This is a genomic window from Thermoplasmata archaeon, assembly GCA_038851035.1.
In the GTDB taxonomy this organism is placed as follows: domain Archaea; phylum Thermoplasmatota; class DTKX01; order VGTL01; family VGTL01; genus JAWCLH01.
Map to the genome: position 1 here is coordinate 1 of JAWCLH010000035.1, position 18,324 is coordinate 18,324.

Sequence of the window (18,324 nt, forward strand, 5' to 3'; positions counted from 1 at the left end):
ACCTCAGAGCCGCCTCGGACTCCTCCCTTAACTTCTCTATCTCCCCTTCCTTCAACCTCAGAGCCGCCTCAGACTCCTCCCTTAACTTCTCTATCTCCCCTTCCTTCAACCTCAGAGCCGCCTCGGACTCCTCCCTTAACTTCTCTATCTCCCCTTCCTTCAACCTCAGAGCCGCCTCAGACTCCTCCCTTAACTTCTCTATCTCCCCTTCCTTAGCCTTCAAAGCTCCCTCGACCTCGCTCCTGAGCCTCTCTATCTCCGCTTCTTTCGCTCTTAAGGCTTCCTTCTCACTCAGAACCCGCTCCGCCTCTTTTTTCATCTCCAGTAGCTCTGCTTCCTTCTTCTTCACCGCCTGCGCAACCTCAAGCTCGTGCTCTGCCAGCGCTCTCTCCTTTTCCCTGAGCCGCTCTGCAAGACCGGCAATAGCAGCCTCCCTTTGCTTTAAGTCCGCCTCGCGGCCAGCCAAGAACTCATCGCGAGCATTGAGGGCGGCGATGCGCTCCTGCGCGCTCTTCTCGACGTCTTCCAAACGGAGCATAAGAGCCTCTTCCCTGGCGCTCAGCTCCTCAGCTTTCTCCTCCAGCTCTTTCGCCCGGGCGCCCATCTCCGCTTCCTTCTTCCTCAGGGCCTCCTCTCTCGTTTTGCAGGCCTCCTCCCACTCGACTTCCTTTCTAGCTTGCTCTTCAACTCTCAGCTTGAGCTCCTTTTCACGGAGCCTAAGCTCCTCCTCCTTTTGGGCTAGGGCCTTCTCACTCTCTATAAGTCCTGCGAGCCTCACCTCCAGCTCTGCTTTTGTTTGCTCCAGTTTCTCTTTTTCACGGCCAAGTGCCTCCTCTTTCGCATGGACAACAGCTTCCCTTTCTCCAAGCCTACCGGCCCTGGCCTCGAGCTCCTCCCGCCTGACGTCTAGCTTCGCCGTCTCGCTCTCCAGACCGCTCTGGACCGTCTCAAGTGTAGCCTGAAGCTCTTTCAACCTCTCCTCCCACGCCTTCAGTCTGGTTTCCTGCTTGGTGATTCCCTTCTCCCTTTCCCGCAGTTCAGCTTCAACCCTCCGGAGGTCGGCCTCCTTCTTTCGCCACTCCTCCTCCCTCGCCGCCGCCTCCTTCTCCATCTGAGCCCTTCGCGTGACGAGCTCGCTTTCCGCTCTGAGAAGGGCCTGTTGCCCCTCCTTGAGCTTTGCCATCCCGGTGGCGAGCTCGCGACGCTCCTCCTCCAGGGCTCTTCTCTCCATCTCGAGTTCCCTGGCTCCAGCCTCCAATTCCTTCAGTTTTCTCTCAACCTCTCCCCGTTCAACGCCAATTTTCTCCTTCTCCCCCCCAAGCCTTTTCTCCAGCTCAGCCAGATTCGTTTTTATCAGCTCGAGCTCTGCTTCCCTCTTTTGAAGCTCCTCCTCACGTTTCGTAAGTGCCGCGTCCCTCGCCTCGACCGCCTTGAGCTTGGACTCCGCTTCAGCCTGCTTTTTCCTCACCTCCTCCTCAGCCTGTTTCGTTTGCTGGATGGCTTCAAGGGCTTTCCTGGACTTCTCCACAAGCTCCTCGTGCTCGTTTTTTATCCTCTCCTCGTCTATGATGAGCTTTGCTTTTATCCAGCCAAGCTCCTCCTCGCGGCTCTTCAGCTGCAGGTCCCTCTCTTCGAGTTCTCTCTGCCTGTCCCTGAGACTTTGCTCTATCTGGGCCTTCTCAGCCCTCCACCTCGAGACCTCCTCCATGACCGGAATAATTTCCTTCTCGCGGCTCTCCAGCTCCGATTGCCTTCGCGCCAGCTCCTTCTCTTTCTCCTCGAGAGCCCTCCGCTCGCTCTCCAGCTCCTCCCTCTCCCTTTTCAGCTGGCTCATCGCCTCGGTGAAGAAGGCGCTCTTCTGGGCAAACTCCTTCTTCCTTTCCTCAAGACGCGCGGCTTCTGCGTCAAGCCTCTTCTTTAACTCCTCAAATCGGTTCTCCATGGAGAGGCTCTTCTCCGCCTCCACCTCAAGCTCCTTTTTAAGCTCCTGAACAAGCTTCTTCTCCTCGGTTACCAGCCGCTGTGTCCTTTCGAGCTCTTCCCGGCGCGCCTCCAGGGCTCTCCTCTCCTCGGTAATTAGAGCCCTTCCCTCCTCCACCATCCTCTCCCTTCTCTCTAGGTCTTTCACCCTGACACTAAGCTCGCGCTTCTCTCTCTCCAGCTCATCCTTCAGAACCTTCACCCGCGCTGCCTCGCGAGAGGTTTCATGGGCCTTGGCCATAACAGCGCTCTCCCACTCCTTCAGCCGCTCTTCCGTGAGTGGGGCGCCTCCAGTGGCCTCTGCTCTCCTCCTCATTATCTCCTCACGCTCGTGCAGAGACGCCTCAAGCTCTCTCAGCGCCTTCTCCTTTTCCTCAAGAGCTCTGGCCCTACTCTCCAGCTCCGCCTCCTTTTTCTTCTGCCTTTCCTCTACTGTGATAATCAGGCGGGCATCCCGCTCTAGCATTTGCTCGCGGGCCTCGGCCTCTCCCGCAGCAGCGCGAGGCGTCTCGGAGGGCTTTGCCATAGTTCCTTGCACGCCCTTTTTCTTCTCCCTTTCCACGAAGTATCTCATTGCTTTGTCAAAATCCATGGGAGAGAGGGAGGAGGGACTCTCGGCCAATTTTTGTAATATATCTCGAACCATGTCGAAATCGTCCGCGCTCTCTCTGTTCGGCTTCTTCTGCTCGCGCTCTTCGGGGGACAATTGATTTCCTCCATCATTGCTCGGGAATTTAATAGATAAGTGATGTTACTGGATATAATATTTATTCAAATATTATCTATTATATTAAAAAGTTTCATCTACCGTCCCTCCTTCCCCCATTGGCAGGGGGTTCTCCTTCAATCCCGGGGGTTCTTTCATTCCTTCCCCAGCGCAATATCCCTCATCGCCGTTGCATCGAGCTCCAATAAAGGACTCTCGCTGATTACAGTCACATCGTAATGTCGGTTCAGCAGAGCGGGCGCTAGGAGGGAGAAATCCGGCTCACCACTGCGCAGCGCGAGGTGCCTTCTTTCTCCAGACTGGCCCCACTCGACACCGGTGAAATGACTATGGAGAAAGGGAGGGGCAAGGCTCTCGTACTCTTCCAGCACCCGTTCGAAAGCCTCCCTCGATTTCAGGCACCCTCCACAGCGAGCATGGATGTGTGCAAAGTCCACCACTGGAACCACACCCCTCACCCTCCTCGCCACGACACGAATCTCGTCCAGCGTGCCCCATGAGGCTTTCCTCCCCATCGTCTCGAGACCGATGAACACATCTCCCCAGCCCTCAACCTCCGCAGCTTCTCTGCATATAGAAAGCTCCTCCGCTATCACCTGTGTGGTTTTTTTAACATCCCTCTCGAAATAATAGCCCGCATGAACCACGATTATTTTCGCCCCGAGGGCGTGGGCTACTCTCATTGTGGAGAGAATGCGTGCCCTGCTCCTTTTTCTTGTGTCCTCCTTTACCGCCGCGAGATTTATATAGTAGGGAGCGTGAGCTGAAAGAAGCACTCCTCGCTCCTCAGCAAGTTTGCGCACTCGCAGGGCCTCCTCCAGACCCATCCTGACACCATGGACGAACTCTATCTCAAGCGCGTTCAGCCCGATTCCGGCCAGATAGTTCACTGCTTCCTCGGCGCTAGAGCAGCTAGTAGGAAGACCGGCCGGGCCGAAGAAAAGCATTCCCTCACCTAAACCAGAACCGCCCGAGCGCATGGGCAGTCCCTGTCCACCGGGAATCTCTGGAGAGAATAGCGAATGAGCTTAAGCGCGTCCTCTCTCATCAGACTCACCTGCTCAAGGGTTTTTTTATGCGTGAGTAGCTCCGGACTCATACCGGCGGCCCAGTTCACAGGTATGCAGATGGGTATATAACATATGCCCATCTCTCTCGAGAGCTTGGCTTCGGGCGCGATTGTCATTCCCACCACGTCACCGCCTAGAATTCTAATCATCCTGACCTCCGCCGCGGTCTCGAAGGTCGGTCCTGAGAGGCATGTGTAGGTTCCGCCGCTGTGAATCTCCATCCCCAGCTCGCGCGCAACGTCCGCCACTGTTGCTCTCATCACGGGGCAGAAGGGCTCGCTCATGTCAACGTGCCTGACGCCCTCCTTCCTCCCGTTAAAGAAGGACCTCGTCTCTTTCGTCAGGTCGATTAGCTGCTCGGGAACGGTTATTTTCCCGGGAGGAATTCTTTCGTTCAATGTACCCACCGCGCAAGTCGCTACAATCCTCTTCACCTTCAGCTCGCTCATTGCCCAGATATTGGCCTTGTACCTCACCTTGTGCGGAGGGAGCTCATGCTTCATGCCGTGGCGCGGGATGAAAGCGACCTCCACTTCCATCCAGATGCCAGTGGTATAGTCAACGACACCGTACGGGGTGTGCATTCTGCCCTCCTTTTTCCCGACGAGGTCCCCTACCGCTTCCTGCAGCCCCGAACCCCCGATTATTCCAATCATCTGCTCCTCTCCCGGAAGACGTCGGGATATCTGAGTGTGAGAGTATTATATTTTAGGTAAGAACCCCTGTAGCCGCGCCCTAGGGTTCGGGTTTAATTGGGTGGCGTGAAAACCTGTGATATCCCATAAATACTTGCTCTCGGAGAAATTACCTGGGGCCATGAGCAAACTTTCATATAGAGATGTCCGAGAAATCATCAGGCGCTCCAATAAAGGAGATATCTCGGACTGTCGCCTATCCAGAATTTATCACGTATCACCACAGTGGATCCGGGAGATCAAGAGAAGGGCCCGCCTGGGCATCCCCCTCCCCGGAGAATCTCCGCTGGGGAGGCCCGGGAAACCGGTGCCTCCTGACGAGAGGGACTTCATACTCGCTGTAGAGAGGACACACAGGCTCAACCCTGTGGTCCTGGAGACCCTGATTGAGCGCGAGTACGGAATACATATACCCCACAACCGTATCTGGAAGACTTTGAAAGGGGTGAACTATGTGCAGAACACACCCACGAAACAGAGCCGGAGGAAATGGGTGAGGTTCGAGCGGAGGCACAGCAATTCCCTCTGGCAGATGGACTTTGCACTGATCGGTCGTGGAGAATGGCTCCTCTTGATTATTGACGACGCCTCAAGGCTGCTGGTGGGATATGCCCGGACAAAGAAGCCAACGGCGGAGCTGGCATAGGAGACGTTCCGTGGAGCTGGCGAGAGGTATGGCTTCCCGAGACAGTTGCTGACAGACAACGGCACGCAGTTTACAAAGACCAGCTATGGTGGGGAAGGGTACTTCGACCAGAAGCTCAGAGAACTGGAGAGAACGAACGGAATCAAAGTAGAACATATTAAATCCAGGGTAAAGCACCCCCAAACTGGTGGGAAGATAGAGCGGGCAATAGGGACCATCAAATCCAAGCTGAGAGCCAGGTGGCCAGACGGGGAGAAACAGTTTGATAGCCTTGAAGAAATTATAACATGGTACAACACTGATAGACCCCACATGAGCCTCAGATTGGAGGTGGGGGAGACCCCGATGATGGCGTTTATAAGGAAGTTGAGACCCGGGGAAAGGAGGATTTATCTCCGGAACCACCCGGAGGACAAAAGGTGATATATATGAGGACGAGAGGTACCTGGATTCCCCGAGAGCAACTACTTTCGGGATATCACAGCATGCGGCGAGCCCGAAACCTTTTTCATTGGCCGGACCATATATAGGTGGGGTGGTCATGGAGCGGGAGCATATTGGGCGGGTCTTTAACTACTACTCGAAAATCAGCGTCGCAGCGGTCCAGATGACCGCTGGGGAGCTGAGGGTAGGGGACGAGATTGTCATCGAGGGCCCTGGGGGGAGCTTGGCGATGAGGGTCGAGTCGATGCAGATCGAGCACCAGCCGGTCGAGAAAGTCCAGGCGGGCCAGAGTGTGGGCCTCAAAGTCCCCGGGAAGGTCAGGCAGGGAGACTTAGTATATAGAGTTAAACCTGCAGGGCCCGAGCCGAGACCATAATCAGAAGTCGCAGAAACGCAGATTATCGACACACACCTAGCAGTTCGATGTACCTGCCGTTCAAGGCTTTTCACCACCCCATCGGCTCTTCCGCGCTATGGGGCAGGCTCAGCTAGCCCATGAAAAGTCCACCGTTGACGTCCAAAACGGCGCCCGTGACGAAGGCGGCGTACTCTGACAAAAAATAGGCGACAGCGGCCGCAACTTCCTCTGGCCTCCCGACCCTCCCCACCGGAATGCTCCTGACCCTTTCCGCCCTCTTCTCCGGAGTATCAGAGGCGATGATGTCGGTCTCTATGGGTCCCGGCGCCACAGCATTAACGGTGATTCTGCGCGGCGCTAGCTCTCTCGCTAAAGAGCGCGTGAGTCCCAGAATACCTGCCTTGGCGGCCGCGTAGTGAGCGCCCTGCGTCGAGCCTTGCCGACCAAGATTAGAAGAGATATTTACTATCCTCCCTCCCTCCATAATGTGTGGAAGCGCGGCGCGGCAGCATAGATAGGGGCCTGTCAGGTTCACCCTCAGACAACGCTCCCAGAGCTCCGGCGTCAGATTGTGAAAGAGGCATCTCTCATATACCCCAGCGTTGTTGACGAGTGCGTAGATCCGGCCGAACTCGGCCGTGAACTTCTGGACCATCTCTGCCACATCGCTCTCGCTCCCAACATCCGCCCTGAGCAGAATTCCGCGGCCTCCAACCCTCTCGACCTCCGCCAGAACCTCCTTTGCTTCTTTTTCGCTCTTCAGCCAGTTGATGCCCACGGAGTATCCCATTCCAGCGAGGAGGACTGCGGTGGCCCTGCCGATGCCCCGTGAGGCTCCCGTGACGAGAACGGGTCTTTCCTTCATAAAAACCCTCCCTTACGTCTCTCCTGCTCTCCCGGCCGGAACGCCAGCAACTTGGCGCTCCACCTTCGCTTCATGAAAGAATCCCTTCACTTCTCTGTGACGATGACCTCATATTGGAAATAGACGATATCCAGCTTCCAAGAATTGCCTGTGTCAAGATCAATTCCTGTGAGGTCTTGCGCCCCTCCTGCATCCCCAAGCCATATGACCGCCGTCCAGTTCCCCCATCCAGCGCGGGTTGCAAACTTATCCCCGACCTCCGCCAGGGCCTCCGAGGCTGTCCTGGCCCTGAGTGTGAGGGGCGATGGGGGTTCGGAGAGGCTGAAGGTCAGCGTGATGTTTCCGCCCATGCTCCGCCCATATTGGGTGTTGTTGCCGGGGTCGGTCACGGTCAGCATGAAATCGTCGTTATACTGGCCCAAGAGCCAATGCCTTATGTCGTCTTGCCAAGTCAGCCCGAACTCCACAGCCGTCATATTTTCGAAGAGCAAGGCCTCGCTCTTATTTATCGTGCTGTTCTCCTCCGAGACGCCTGATATCTCAGGGAGGGAGTGACGGACGATCGCCCATGTGATTTCAAAGGTCCTGAGGACGATTATTATTGACGTGGAGGCAGAGCCGGAAGCACCGAAGTCGTCGAGTACGGTGAGCTTCACTTCAAAGGTCCCGATCTCCTCGAATGCATGCTTGGCCTTTACCCCCGAGGCATTGGTTCCGTCGCCGAACTCCCAGAAATAGCTCACGATGCTCCCGTCGGGGTCTGTGGAGTTCTCGGCGCTGAACCCGACCTCCGCCAGAACCTTCGCCTCGGACGGGAGGGGGTCTATCTTTGCCACCGGATATTCATTCACATGGACCGTCAGATTCGTCCTGTCCTTCTTCCCTTCGTTGTCGGTCACGGTCAGGGTGACCGTGTAGTCCCCGCCCGAGGAGAAAGTATGGGCGACGCACACCCCCATATCCTCTCGGGAGTCGCCGAAGTCCCAGTGATACCTCACAATTCTGCCATCCTTGTCTGTCGAATTGGAAGCGTCGAAAACTATCTCCTCGCCCACGTTCACGCACCTTGGGTGGGCGGTGAAGGATGCGATGGGGGGTCTGTTCTCGGGCCGGGTGAGGCAGCCCGGTATAAGCGAGGCTACTATGGCCAGCAGCGCCATTATAAAAGCAATTCCCCCTTTCATACTCTCAACCCCTGACGCTCCAGCGCCGCTCATCCCCTTCTCCCACTTCTCTCCTCTCTCTCAATCTCTTCCAGCTTTTTGAGGATATTGTATATCTCCTCGTGCACATTCGCTCCCCCTGGGCCTTGGCCATCACGAAGGGTTATGGGGGATGTTCTGGTAATGGGGGCCTCCCCGGGCTCCGAGGGTTCCGGCGAGTATGCAGTGTCCAAAGCACCGGAACTCGTATCCCAAACCACAGGGCTTATCCCCAACCCGGTACCCTCCATTCCGCCACCCGCGCTCCAGGGGACGCTCCTTCGTGAAATGAAGAAATCCTCCTCCTCCCTCTCCTCTGCCCTCCATCTTCTTACCATGGCCGCAAAGAGCGCCACCGCAACCCCGATCACTAGTAAGGTGATTGCGAGCGGAAATGCGTCGTGCGAGACCATCCTCTCCTGAAGAGGTGCGAGGGGACCGAACACTACCTCCCCCTCAGAGGGCGCGGATTCCGCTACATTGACGACCACAGATACCGGGCCGCTCTCCCTGCCCGAGGCGTCTCTAACCCATAGCGAGACGGTGTAATTCCCGGCCTGATAGTAGACGTGCTCCTGGAGCGGCGCCGCCGGGCCGCCGACCCACCCGGTCGATGTGCCGTCTCCGAAGCTGAACCTGTAGCCCATTACGCCGCTCCCAGAGTCGATGGAGGCGGAGGCGTCGAACCCGACTATCTCACCGGTCATGACCGAGGTTCTATTTACAAGCAGACGGGGCTCCGGATTCACTAGGTCAATCCTGAATCTCCTTAGGCGCTCCTTCTCCCGGTTGCCCGCCGCGTCCACAGAGTAGAATGACAGTAAATGTTCCCCTGAAGGAATTCGAATTCTGCCCGTATAGGGTTTGAGCTCCAATCTATCGATGGAATAATAGATTCTTGCCTGCGGCTCGCTTATGAGAATCACGATGGGCTGCTCATTGTACCAGAGGTCGCCCACGTCGGGCTCCACAAGAATCTCAGTAGTGGGCGGGGTGAGGTCCACGAGGAACTCGAGCCGGGTCGCTGGGCAGGTGTTTCCCGCCGCGTCCAAGGCGTAGAAATCAAGCACCACTCTTCCCTCCGGTACCGTTAGTGGGGCCTCATACAGCACATACTCCCTCTTTCCCCATCTGTACATCACGCACGCGTCAGGGTCGGTTGTGATGGTCACTGTTACGGGAGAGACGTAGACTCCCCCCGCTCCGTCAGGCTCCGGTGGGGAGATGGACGCCCTTGCGACTGGGGCGATGGTGTCGACCTTGAGCTCGAGCGTGTGGGCCTCCTCACGGTTGCCTGCGGTGTCCACGGCCCAGTATGAGAATGTATGGATCCCCTCCCGGGCCTTCATCGTTGAGACATAGAGATTCTCAGGCTCACCGTCCCAGGAGTAAAAGAGCTCCCCTCCCGCCTCGGTCTCTATTCGAATCGATGGGACGGTGGTGTAGAAGCCGTTAAGGCCGTTGGGTGACCTTGGGTCGAGAACAATCCAGGAGGAGGGTGCGACCGTGTCGAGCAGGAAAGTGGCATTCCTCTCCACCTCCCGGTTGCCGTGGACGTCTATCGAGCGGAAGCTGAGGGTGTGGACACCCTCGGGGGCGGTGATTGGTCCGGAGAAATTGCACTCCGGGCCGCTGTCCCATCTAAAAATGGTCGTCGCGCGCTCCTCGGTCCTCAGCGTGATGTTCGGCGGCGACAGGTACCAGCCGTTCTTGCCGTCTGGTAGGGGCGGGTCAACGACGAGTTCCGTCACTGGAGGGGTGGTGTCGACTCGTATCGTAACCGAGCGCTCCTCTTCCATGTTCCCGGCGGGGTCTCTAGAGCGGAAGCTGAATATATGCTCGCCCTCGGGAGCTTTTACAGGAAATGCGTACTCGCGAGGGGGCCCATTATCCCATCTAAAGAATATGCTGCTCCCAGCCTCGCTTGCACTCAGGGAAATCTCGGGCGGGGTGGTGTACCAGCCGTCGGGACAGTTTGGCTCTGGAGGGGTTATATTGATGTAGGTGACCGGCGGGTAGGTGTCGATGATGGTGGCATCGAAGGAGAACTCACCCCGGCTCGCGCCCGAGCTTACGACCATCACCGCGCTGCTGTAGTTGATTCCCATACCGGCAACGGTGAAACGCCCGTCCTTGGCCGGGTCGAGGGAGATCCTCTCGACCCCCGAGGGCTCATCACCCATTCCGATTTTTCCGACATAGACCTCGAGGGGAGCGCCATCGGCCCCGTAGAAATCCACCTCTAGGTCTGCCCCACTCGCCGTAAATACATAGTAAAGCGCAGCCCACGAGTTCACGGTTCCCCTGCCTGTGTAGGGATAGTCCCTCACCTGCGTCGCCGCCACCCGGATGCTGAGGTTCGCATACCCGTAGACGGGGTCTATGCTGACGTTGTCCATGTAATTCGCCACCGTCCACTCCCTGAAGACACGGTTGAAGTCTTTTCCCGTCCCGCTCAGACGGTTGTTGAAGCCGGTGATGCTGTTGGCCGGGTCCCCGACCAATGCATATATCGCGGACCTCCCACCGTAGTGCTCGTGGAAGTAGCTCAGGAAGGCGTAGGCGGAGCCGTAGTCGTAACCGGCACTGTCGAACTGCGTGAGGTCGTTGTTGGGATTGCCTGCGAAAGAGCTGATATGGGAGCGGAGATAGGAGGCGTTCGTTCCGTAGCAGAGCTCGATGGCGAGGTCGGAGCAACCCTCGTTCACCCAAGAGCTCTCGTCGCTGTCGCGCGCCCTATGAATGCAGTGCTGGAATTCGTGGGCGATTATCTCGTACCAGTAGGCCTTGTCAGCGCTGTCTATGTATAAATCGTTGCCACCGGAGTAGTACCCTCCGAGCCCGCCCGGGCCGTCCATGTAGTAGAATATCAGGTCAATGACGGAGTACCCGGGGCTACCGAAAGTGGCGGTGTCGTTGGGCCATATCACAGTGTCGAACTCGTCGGCGATGCTCTGGAGGATGGTGTCATTTGGGACGGGGCTCACGGAGTCAACATCGATGTATATCCTGCAGTAGGTTCCGGTCTTCTTGAGCTGGGAGTTGTAGCGCCCGTCCAAAGCCGCCCCTCCACCCCCGTCCCTGTCCTCGAACCAATCCGGATGATATTTGAGGAAGTATGGAGTGCCGGAGAAGGGCAGCTCCTCACCCTCAGGCGTGAAGCTCCTCGGCTGCGCGGAAGCCCACTCGAGGAGGCCGGGGACTCCATCTCCGGAGCTCAAGAAATAGGGGGCAGCCCCTTCCACTGGAAGCCGAAGGCACAGGGAGAGGAGCAGCAGGGCTGTGAGCCCCCTAATGCAGTGGTCCCCTCTCAAATCACATCGGCGGCGCATCCAGCGCTCACATAAATTTAATAGCTTATTAAAATTTACTAGAAAGAAAGAGAGCCCGTCGGAAGGTCTTAAATGGCGAGAAGGGCGCGCATTCCGCGAAACCACCCGCGCTATGAATCCTTGATGGTGCGGGAGAGGCTGGTCTCAGGACTGGAGCGCGGTCTGGTGGCGAAGGAGGGCCTGCTCGCCCACGGGCGCGGGGAGGCCTTTGACTATCTTCTGGGTGAGAGAACGCAGCCAGAGGCGAGAAGAGCAGCGCGCGCTGCCGCGGCCCTCCTGCTACTTGCGAGGAGACCCGTCCTGAGCGTCAACGGTAACACCGCTGCCCTCGTTCCGGGGGAGATTGTCAGGCTCGCCCGGGCGATTCCTCGCTCGGCTCTGGAGGTAAACCTCTTCTATAGGAATAAGGAGAGGGCGAGGAGAGTGGCGGCTGAGCTCAGGCGCTTCGGGGCCACGGAGGTCCTAGGTGAGAGGCCGGACGCGAGGCTGCCGGGGCTGTCGTCCTCGAGAGCCCTCTGCACGAGAGAGGGCATCCTCTCCGCGGATGTTCTCCTCATACCACTCGAGGACGGCGACCGCGCGGAGGCCCTGAAGCGCGCGGGAAAGACGGTGATTGCGATAGATCTCAACCCACTATCCAGGACAGCCCGGGTTGCTGATGTCACAATCGTCGACAATATTGTGAGAGCCGTTCCAGAGCTAGAGAGGCAGGTCAGGCGATTGAGATACCGCCCTACTCGTGCGCTTATGAGAATCACCCGAGCCTTTGATAACGAGAGGAATCTAAGGCTCGCCCTCCGCAGAATTAATGAGCGACTCGGACGCCTCTCCTCATCGGGGACTCCGCTAGTGCTGGAATCTCGACGCTGAACAGGCGGAGCTGAGCGGCACATTCGAGAGCCCCCGCTGCTCCGCATTCGTCCAAAATTCGCGCACCTTAAGAGGCCACGCAGCCGCGCCCGCGCTCAGCCCCCTTCCCCGGCCCCGCCGATAATCTTCACCACCACCCGCCTCCTCCTCGGGCCGTCGAACTCGCAGAGGTAGATGCCCTGCCATGTTCCAAGGAGGAGAGAGCCCTCATCCACAATCAGCGTTGCGCTGTGGCCGACGAGAGAGGCCTTGATGTGGCTGTCGCTGTTGCCCTCCGAGTGGGCATAGCCAGCGTCGCGCGGGACCAGCCTCTCAAGCGCCATCAGAATGTCCCTTCTCACAGAGGGGTCAGCATTCTCGTTCACCGTCACGCCGGCAGTGGTGTGCGGAACCCACACGACGCAGAGGCCCGAGCGCACCCCGCTCCTTCTCACCACCTCCAGGACCTCTGCGGTGATGTCTATCATCTCCGACCTCCTGTGTGTTGAGACCTCGAGCGCCTCGAGCATGGCCATGCCTCCAGAGCTCACTCCTCAATGCTGCGGGCACGGGTCGATCTCTCCCTGCCTCAGTCTTCCGCACCCGGCCCGCCGTATCAATGTGGCTTTATTTCATATATTCGAGCTTGAACCCGCAGGAGCAGTGGAACCTGCCCCTCGCATGGGTCAGCGCCCTCCTGCACCTCGGGCAGCGCGCTCTCATGATTAATTTCTCCATCCAGGCCGCCCTGACCTCCGGCACGTCCTCGCTGACCACCCTTCTCACCAGCTCCGCCATCTCCTCGTTGATGGCGAGCTCCGCGAGCGCGGTGGGGTCGAGCTCCCTTCCCTTTCTCTCCATTTTCAGACCGGCTCTGGAGAGAGGGAGGGCCAGCGTGACGCCCGCGACGAGCGAGGCGACATGCACAAGGTGGCCGATGTTGTCCCGGGTGGCTGCGACTAGGTAGAGCGTCTCCAGCAGCGCCATGACGAAAACCGCGGCGAAGACCGGAACCCTCTGGAGGAAGACCACGCCGAGCACCATGGGGATTTCGTCCCTCGGATAGAGCACGGCGAAGGCGCCCATGACGCCAAATATCGCCCCCGACGCCCCGACGCCGACGTGCCGGCTCCCTGAGGCAAGGGAAAAGCCCGCGTCCACCAACGACCCGATAACCCCTGAGAAGAGGTAAATCGCGAGCCACTTCGGCGTGCCTATTCTGTCCTCGAAAGGGACACCTATCAGCATCAGAATCAGCATGTTCATCAGGATGTGGAGAGCGCCCGCGTGAACATACATCGCAGAGAGAGCCCTGTACCACTGAGCGGTCTCGCCCAACCGGCGGGTGTCGAACCCGAGGTCTAGGACAAGCTCATCATAGAGCCCTCCCGTGAGCTCGGCCCCGGACATCGCCAGAAATATCCCGAAGTTCCAGACCACCGTCCACTGGCAGGCGTTCCGGCGGCGAAGGAGGGGGGCTATGATGGGGACAGGAAGGGAGAGGAGCATCCCGAGCGAGAGCCAGTGCACGGCCGGGAATGGGGCTGGGGGGAATTAGGGTTATGGGTTGGGCCGCCGCGCCGGTGAAGCCGCCGGGGGCCCTCCCCCGCCCGGTGGCCCGGGGGCGCCGGCCCCCCTCCCGCCCTCCCCCTCAGCCTCCGGTACGAAACCCAGCCCTCGAGAACCATGACGGAGACGGAGGCGACGATGAACGCCACGAAAGGCCAGTCCGGGCCGGGCGCCGCACCGGTGCCCTCCCCGCGCCCCGCGGCCAGCCTCTCCACGGTTGTTATGGTCTCGTTGGCGTTCCCGGCCGCGTCCACCGCCCTGACGGTTATCCTGTTGGCGCCGCTGCCCAGCAGTACCTCCTGGGTGAACGCGCCGCCCGAGCCCACGGGCGTCCGCTGCCCGGAGACGAAGGGCCGGGCGCCGGGCAGGGGCCTGCCATCGGTCCAGAGTGCCTGCACGTCCAGATATCAGCTGATGTTGACGCGGCTGGCCGGGTCGCGGAACTCCAGCCTCGTCCTGTCCAGCGTCGAGTTGAGGCAGTCGAGGAGAGAGGTGCCGTTCAGGGAGGCCGAGAGGTTTCCGGCGGCCTCCAGGGTACGAAATCGCAGTCTACGACCGTCCCCCCTCCCCCTTATACCCCCACCGGAGTTCCTATCAAACGTGCAATTCCTTATTAACCTCCCGCCCCCAAGGCCCACGGTGTTGGTGGTGAACACGCATCCCTCAAAGGAACCGTCGGACAGGGCCCCGTAGCCATTGCCCGTGAAGGTGCAGTTGCGGATGGTGGCGTCGTCGGTGAGAATCACCACTCCGCCCACCCGGCCCACCCACGGAATATCGCGCCATCTGACTCCGCAGGTGGCGAAAATCGAGTCCTCCAAAACGACGGTGGCCCCTTCCTCCACCCAGAAGCCGAATGTGTTCCATTCCCCAAATGAGCCGACCAGCGAGCCGTTCAGAACTCGCAGCGTGCCGCCGGGCATGACCCGCAGCTCGTGCTCCTCGGAATATTCACAATAGACAGTCAGGGAAGAACTGGAGAGGGTCAGCGAGCCGCCGCTCTCCACGCTCAGGTTCCCCTCGAGAAGGAGGGTCCGGTTCTCGAGCGCCTCGGTCCCCGTCACCACCCAGTCGCCGATTCCGAATGGCGGGGGGTCGGCGCGCGGGGTGGGCGGTCAGGAGGCCGGGGAGAAGGAGGAGTGCGGTCAGGAGGAGGGAGGCTCCGATGCGGGAGGGGAATTTTTCGACCGCGCGCGGGGGCCCGATGATGTCCTGAGTTACCGCGAGGGAGCGGGATAAACAGGAGGGAGCGAAGGGCATCATGTAATAATGGACGAGAGAAATATTTAGTCCTTTTCCGAAAAAAATTAGAATATTATATATCACGCTTGCGGAGAGAGGTGAATTTTCCAGACTTCCACAGGAGAGTTGAATGACTGAGGGTGGTAAAGGCCGGATACCCAAGACGCCGGACCTGAATATCGTGGAGCGGTTCCTGAGCACTCTCTGGGGCTCCGGAAGGGAGCTGGGGAGGACGCAGCTGCAGATGGCGGTGAGGATGAATTACAGAAAGTGCGGCATCTATATCGAACTGCTTCAGGAAGCCGGATTATTCATCAATAAAAAGGACGATAGGGGGCGGGAGGTCTTCATGATCACAGAGCTCGGGGTAAGGGTTCATCACGCTCTTTCGGAGTGCAGCAATCTTTTCAGGAAGAGTTCCTGAATTGGTGATAAATTGCATCGGGTCATTTCTTAATACATCTGCGTCAGATGGTTCATGTGTTGGGAATAGTATACATACGATATATATCGAAGATATCCGTCGCCAATACTTATCCCGGATACATATCCGCGGTACTTATCGACAATAAGTATCACAGGTACTTACTCCGGATAAGTATCGAAGGTGAGCGAGGTATATATACACCTTCTTCTTATAAACTTACATGACAAGATGGGCAGGTGAAAAAAATGAGGAACATTAGGGCTCTTGGAATCGGTCTGGTAATAACATTGTTTATCTTAGGTGGGACTCTTAACATTAATTGTAGAGGAGGTCTTATATTTGATAGCGGGCATATCCCAGATGGAATTCCACCTGATGATAATTTCTGGGATTTTTACTGGTATTCCACATATACAGAATTCGATAATGACAATTATCCTTCTTATGAATGGGAGGTGGGAGCTGTAATTCGCGATATCTATTACAGGGACTATCGACAGGCCGCTGGAGATGAGTATAATAAATATATTGATGAAATATGTGTGCCATGGCTCAGGCTCAAATATTCCGGTCGGTCAGTAGATAAATATGAGTTTTCATCGAATACAAATTGTTATTCTCTTCGTTCGTTGTATAATGGCGTTAAGCAAATCACAGAAGACGGTACGGGATCAGGTGGAATGACCCATAAGACAATAGTTTCATTTCAATATGATCTAGATATCGATGACGAAGAAAATGGTGAGGCCGATTTCCAATTTACTGTAACATACTTATTTTATCAATATTTTAATGATAATAAAAAGGGTGCGATTGAAGTAAAAATAACCATCGACCAATGGCCGGCCGAAGGAAGCATATATAGCCACACATTCCCGGGTGAGCAACAGCCCAGAACATGTGAGTTCATTGAGTTCGTTTGGCGGATTGACCCATGTGTATATGACAATGTGAACAATAAATTTAAAATTTACGACCCCTACCAGCCCGGTTGGAAAACGAAATCAACAGAGGACGATGATTATGACGATGACCTCTATTATTATGATGGAACATCCGTCAAGATAACAAATGACCAAGCTGAACGAAAACTTCGGATCAATCCCAGCGACGACTTACACGCACACATGTGGTATTTCTATCTCACAAGAAAAGAAGAGTACTCACTATGGCCCTCATGGTATGATGAAGATGAGGATATCAATAATGAAGATATTGTATTATGGATAATCGAAAGATATACTGGAAGTCAACAATCTCCATTTCCCAGAGGGATATATGAGGGACCAAGATTTATGATATGTAATTTCGAAGAGTAGCATTAATAATACTTTATTTACAAATCGGAATTTTTCTGTGATATCGAATAGTTATATCAATCATCTTAGGAATTAAACCGATAATTGGAACTATAATTATTATTTTTAAATAAAAAGAGTCTTCAACCATTTGTCTGGATATATAAAAAGTCGAACCCTGTTCTAATCCGCCTTGCGTCGCATTTTTTCCCCAACACGCGAGGACATGAATTCGATACTCGCCCGGGGCCATAAATCTTACGTTGGTTTCGAATTCCCTCGATTGGCCACTGAGTAAAGAATTTATTACAATTGAGCGGGGCTCGATTATGAGATAGTCCCTCTCTTCCAGTAGCCCATGAAAATCAATGTTTAATACAACAACTGAGATTCTAAGGTCATAGATAACATCAGAATAAAGGTTCTTTATCTCGCCATAGATATTAATTACGTCTCCAACAGCGAAATGATTCGTTTTTTCCAAGTTTTTAAGATTGGTAGTAATTGTGATGTTTGATAATATATGAAGTATTCCGATTGACTGGATCCTAGAACCCATCAGGAATGTTTCAACAATAATGCTGAATATTCCTGACACATGCGGGTAAATCAAATAATTAATCTTTATGGGCTCGTCTGGCCGAAGCTCCAGGATAACGAAAGTCCCATCATGGGATATTCTTTCACTTAAATATCCTTTAATCTCAACGTGGAATTTTAAGTTCTCCGCCATGGTATCTGACTTTGAGACTACGCTCATCCCAATAGCACTGGGTACATTGATTACCAAGTCCGGTAGCTCCATCTCTAATTTCAAAATGTCTACAAACGTAAGATGCATGCGGGCCGCAGTGATATTGAATACACGATTGTCGTCCCTGTCATATCCAAGTGTGGATTTGTAATTCTCAAATATGAATACGACAGAAAAATCAGCTTCCCAATCGCCCTTTCTTCCAGCAAAAATGTCAATTTTCAGGGGGTCGAGTTCAAGACTCGTCTCTTTACTTTTTCCAGCATCAATATGAATGGCTTTTTTAGCTCTTCCACAGGTAATATAACCCTCTACGGTTCCGCTCGAATAATTCGTGACATTCACCACTATCTCCAGAACCTTATTTTTTCTGGCGATATAGTGCCCATCATTTTGAATGGGTTGCATGATCTTTATTGAAAACGGCACGAGGTAGTATATCGTTGTTTGATTTGAGTATCGTATCCCTTTCGAATTGTTTATTAAAGATATTCTAAGCGTTGAAATGAAAGAGCATTTATTATACGAAAGAAGACTGTCCAGTTGGGACGAATTGATGGTTGAGCTTGAGATATTATATGAAATTATCTCCTGAGCGCAGGCACTTACCGATATATTGAACGACGGAAGTCTATGACCTGCAGAGTAGCCCTCTATCGAATCATGGCTCCATAAGAAATCTACTCTGAGCTGGAGGTCCTCCTCTAAGTTATTTATTATCGTGATCAAAATTGTGGTATTATTGAAAAAATCATAGCTATAGTATTCCTTTTTATCGAACATGGCCTCGACGTTCGTCTTATCGTATTCATAACTATTTCTGCTCTGATGGTCCTTCTCGTCCATTGCGGCGGCATTTTGGTGAT

General features: G+C 55.4%; 18 protein-coding genes. 7 read left to right on the forward strand and 11 right to left on the reverse strand.

The features are described 5' to 3' along the window. From QW379_09395 to QW379_09405, 3 genes are all read right to left on the reverse strand, one after another. Positions 1 to 2,554 (reverse strand): hypothetical protein (locus QW379_09395; GenBank protein MEM2870611.1); only part of this gene is annotated, 2,554 nt, incomplete at its 3' end. 287 nt (positions 2,555 to 2,841) lie between these two features. Beyond that, entirely contained in the window at positions 2,842 to 3,654 is an 813-nt protein-coding gene (locus QW379_09400) for a TIM barrel protein (protein MEM2870612.1), read from the reverse strand. A gap of 8 nt (positions 3,655 to 3,662) precedes the next feature. Beyond that, on the reverse strand, positions 3,663 to 4,433 hold the full coding sequence (locus QW379_09405) for an MTAP family purine nucleoside phosphorylase (GenBank protein MEM2870613.1): 771 nt from the start codon (positions 4,431 to 4,433) through the stop codon (positions 3,663 to 3,665). Between the two features lie 133 nt (positions 4,434 to 4,566). Between QW379_09405 and QW379_09410 the strand changes: the two genes are divergently transcribed. From QW379_09410 to QW379_09420, 3 genes are all read left to right on the forward strand, one after another. Next, the gene (locus tag QW379_09410) at positions 4,567 to 5,118 is read left to right on the forward strand and encodes a hypothetical protein (protein MEM2870614.1); all 552 of its coding nucleotides are present in this window, start codon (positions 4,567 to 4,569) and stop codon (positions 5,116 to 5,118) included. 45 nt (positions 5,119 to 5,163) lie between these two features. After that, entirely contained in the window at positions 5,164 to 5,541 is a 378-nt protein-coding gene (locus QW379_09415; protein MEM2870615.1) for an integrase core domain-containing protein, read from the forward strand. Between the two features lie 118 nt (positions 5,542 to 5,659). Beyond that, the gene (locus tag QW379_09420) at positions 5,660 to 5,938 is read left to right on the forward strand and encodes a translation elongation factor-like protein (GenBank protein MEM2870616.1); all 279 of its coding nucleotides are present in this window, start codon (positions 5,660 to 5,662) and stop codon (positions 5,936 to 5,938) included. Positions 5,939 to 6,050: 112 nt separating this feature from the next. Here the strand turns inward: QW379_09420 and QW379_09425 are convergent, their stop codons facing one another. The 3 genes from QW379_09425 to QW379_09435 form a co-directional block, all read right to left on the reverse strand. Beyond that, on the reverse strand, positions 6,051 to 6,785 hold the full coding sequence (locus tag QW379_09425; protein ID MEM2870617.1) for a 3-oxoacyl-ACP reductase family protein: 735 nt from the start codon (positions 6,783 to 6,785) through the stop codon (positions 6,051 to 6,053). 86 nt (positions 6,786 to 6,871) lie between these two features. Further along, positions 6,872 to 7,945: a PKD domain-containing protein gene (locus QW379_09430; protein MEM2870618.1), complete on the reverse strand. Its 1,074-nt coding sequence runs from the start codon at positions 7,943 to 7,945 to the stop codon at positions 6,872 to 6,874. Positions 7,946 to 7,998: 53 nt separating this feature from the next. Continuing rightward, positions 7,999 to 11,319, reverse strand: coding sequence for a PKD domain-containing protein (locus QW379_09435; protein MEM2870619.1), 3,321 nt, complete (start codon positions 11,317 to 11,319; stop codon positions 7,999 to 8,001). 72 nt (positions 11,320 to 11,391) lie between these two features. Between QW379_09435 and QW379_09440 the strand changes: the two genes are divergently transcribed. Continuing rightward, the gene (locus QW379_09440; GenBank protein MEM2870620.1) at positions 11,392 to 12,189 is read left to right on the forward strand and encodes a 4-phosphopantoate--beta-alanine ligase; all 798 of its coding nucleotides are present in this window, start codon (positions 11,392 to 11,394) and stop codon (positions 12,187 to 12,189) included. 95 nt (positions 12,190 to 12,284) lie between these two features. Here QW379_09440 and QW379_09445 read toward each other — a convergent pair whose 3' ends face one another. The 4 genes from QW379_09445 to QW379_09460 all read right to left on the reverse strand — a co-directional run bounded on the left by QW379_09445 (position 12,285) and on the right by QW379_09460 (position 14,801). Beyond that, complete coding sequence (locus QW379_09445) at positions 12,285 to 12,698, reverse strand: secondary thiamine-phosphate synthase enzyme YjbQ (GenBank protein MEM2870621.1); 414 nt, start codon at positions 12,696 to 12,698, stop codon at positions 12,285 to 12,287. 97 nt (positions 12,699 to 12,795) lie between these two features. After that, on the reverse strand, positions 12,796 to 13,698 hold the full coding sequence (locus QW379_09450; protein MEM2870622.1) for a rhomboid family intramembrane serine protease: 903 nt from the start codon (positions 13,696 to 13,698) through the stop codon (positions 12,796 to 12,798). Continuing rightward, entirely contained in the window at positions 13,647 to 14,135 is a 489-nt protein-coding gene (locus tag QW379_09455; GenBank protein MEM2870623.1) for a hypothetical protein, read from the reverse strand. The genes QW379_09450 and QW379_09455 overlap by 52 nt, the downstream gene beginning before the upstream one ends. 9 nt (positions 14,136 to 14,144) lie before the next feature. Continuing rightward, positions 14,145 to 14,801, reverse strand: a complete 657-nt coding sequence (locus QW379_09460; GenBank protein ID MEM2870624.1) for a hypothetical protein — start codon at positions 14,799 to 14,801, stop codon at positions 14,145 to 14,147. A gap of 43 nt (positions 14,802 to 14,844) precedes the next feature. On the opposite strand from QW379_09460, the gene QW379_09465 reads away from it, so the two are divergent. From QW379_09465 to QW379_09475, 3 genes are all read left to right on the forward strand, one after another. Then, on the forward strand, positions 14,845 to 14,976 hold the full coding sequence (locus tag QW379_09465) for a hypothetical protein (GenBank protein MEM2870625.1): 132 nt from the start codon (positions 14,845 to 14,847) through the stop codon (positions 14,974 to 14,976). A 133-nt stretch (positions 14,977 to 15,109) separates the two neighbouring features. Continuing rightward, positions 15,110 to 15,403 (forward strand): winged helix-turn-helix domain-containing protein, encoded by a 294-nt coding sequence (locus QW379_09470; protein ID MEM2870626.1) that lies wholly within the window; start codon positions 15,110 to 15,112, stop codon positions 15,401 to 15,403. A gap of 239 nt (positions 15,404 to 15,642) precedes the next feature. Further along, positions 15,643 to 16,725, forward strand: a complete 1,083-nt coding sequence (locus tag QW379_09475; protein MEM2870627.1) for a hypothetical protein — start codon at positions 15,643 to 15,645, stop codon at positions 16,723 to 16,725. Between the two features lie 13 nt (positions 16,726 to 16,738). On the opposite strand, the gene QW379_09480 is transcribed toward QW379_09475, so the two are convergent. After that, positions 16,739 to 18,304: a hypothetical protein gene (locus QW379_09480; GenBank protein ID MEM2870628.1), complete on the reverse strand. Its 1,566-nt coding sequence runs from the start codon at positions 18,302 to 18,304 to the stop codon at positions 16,739 to 16,741. Positions 18,305 to 18,324 lie beyond the last annotated feature (20 nt).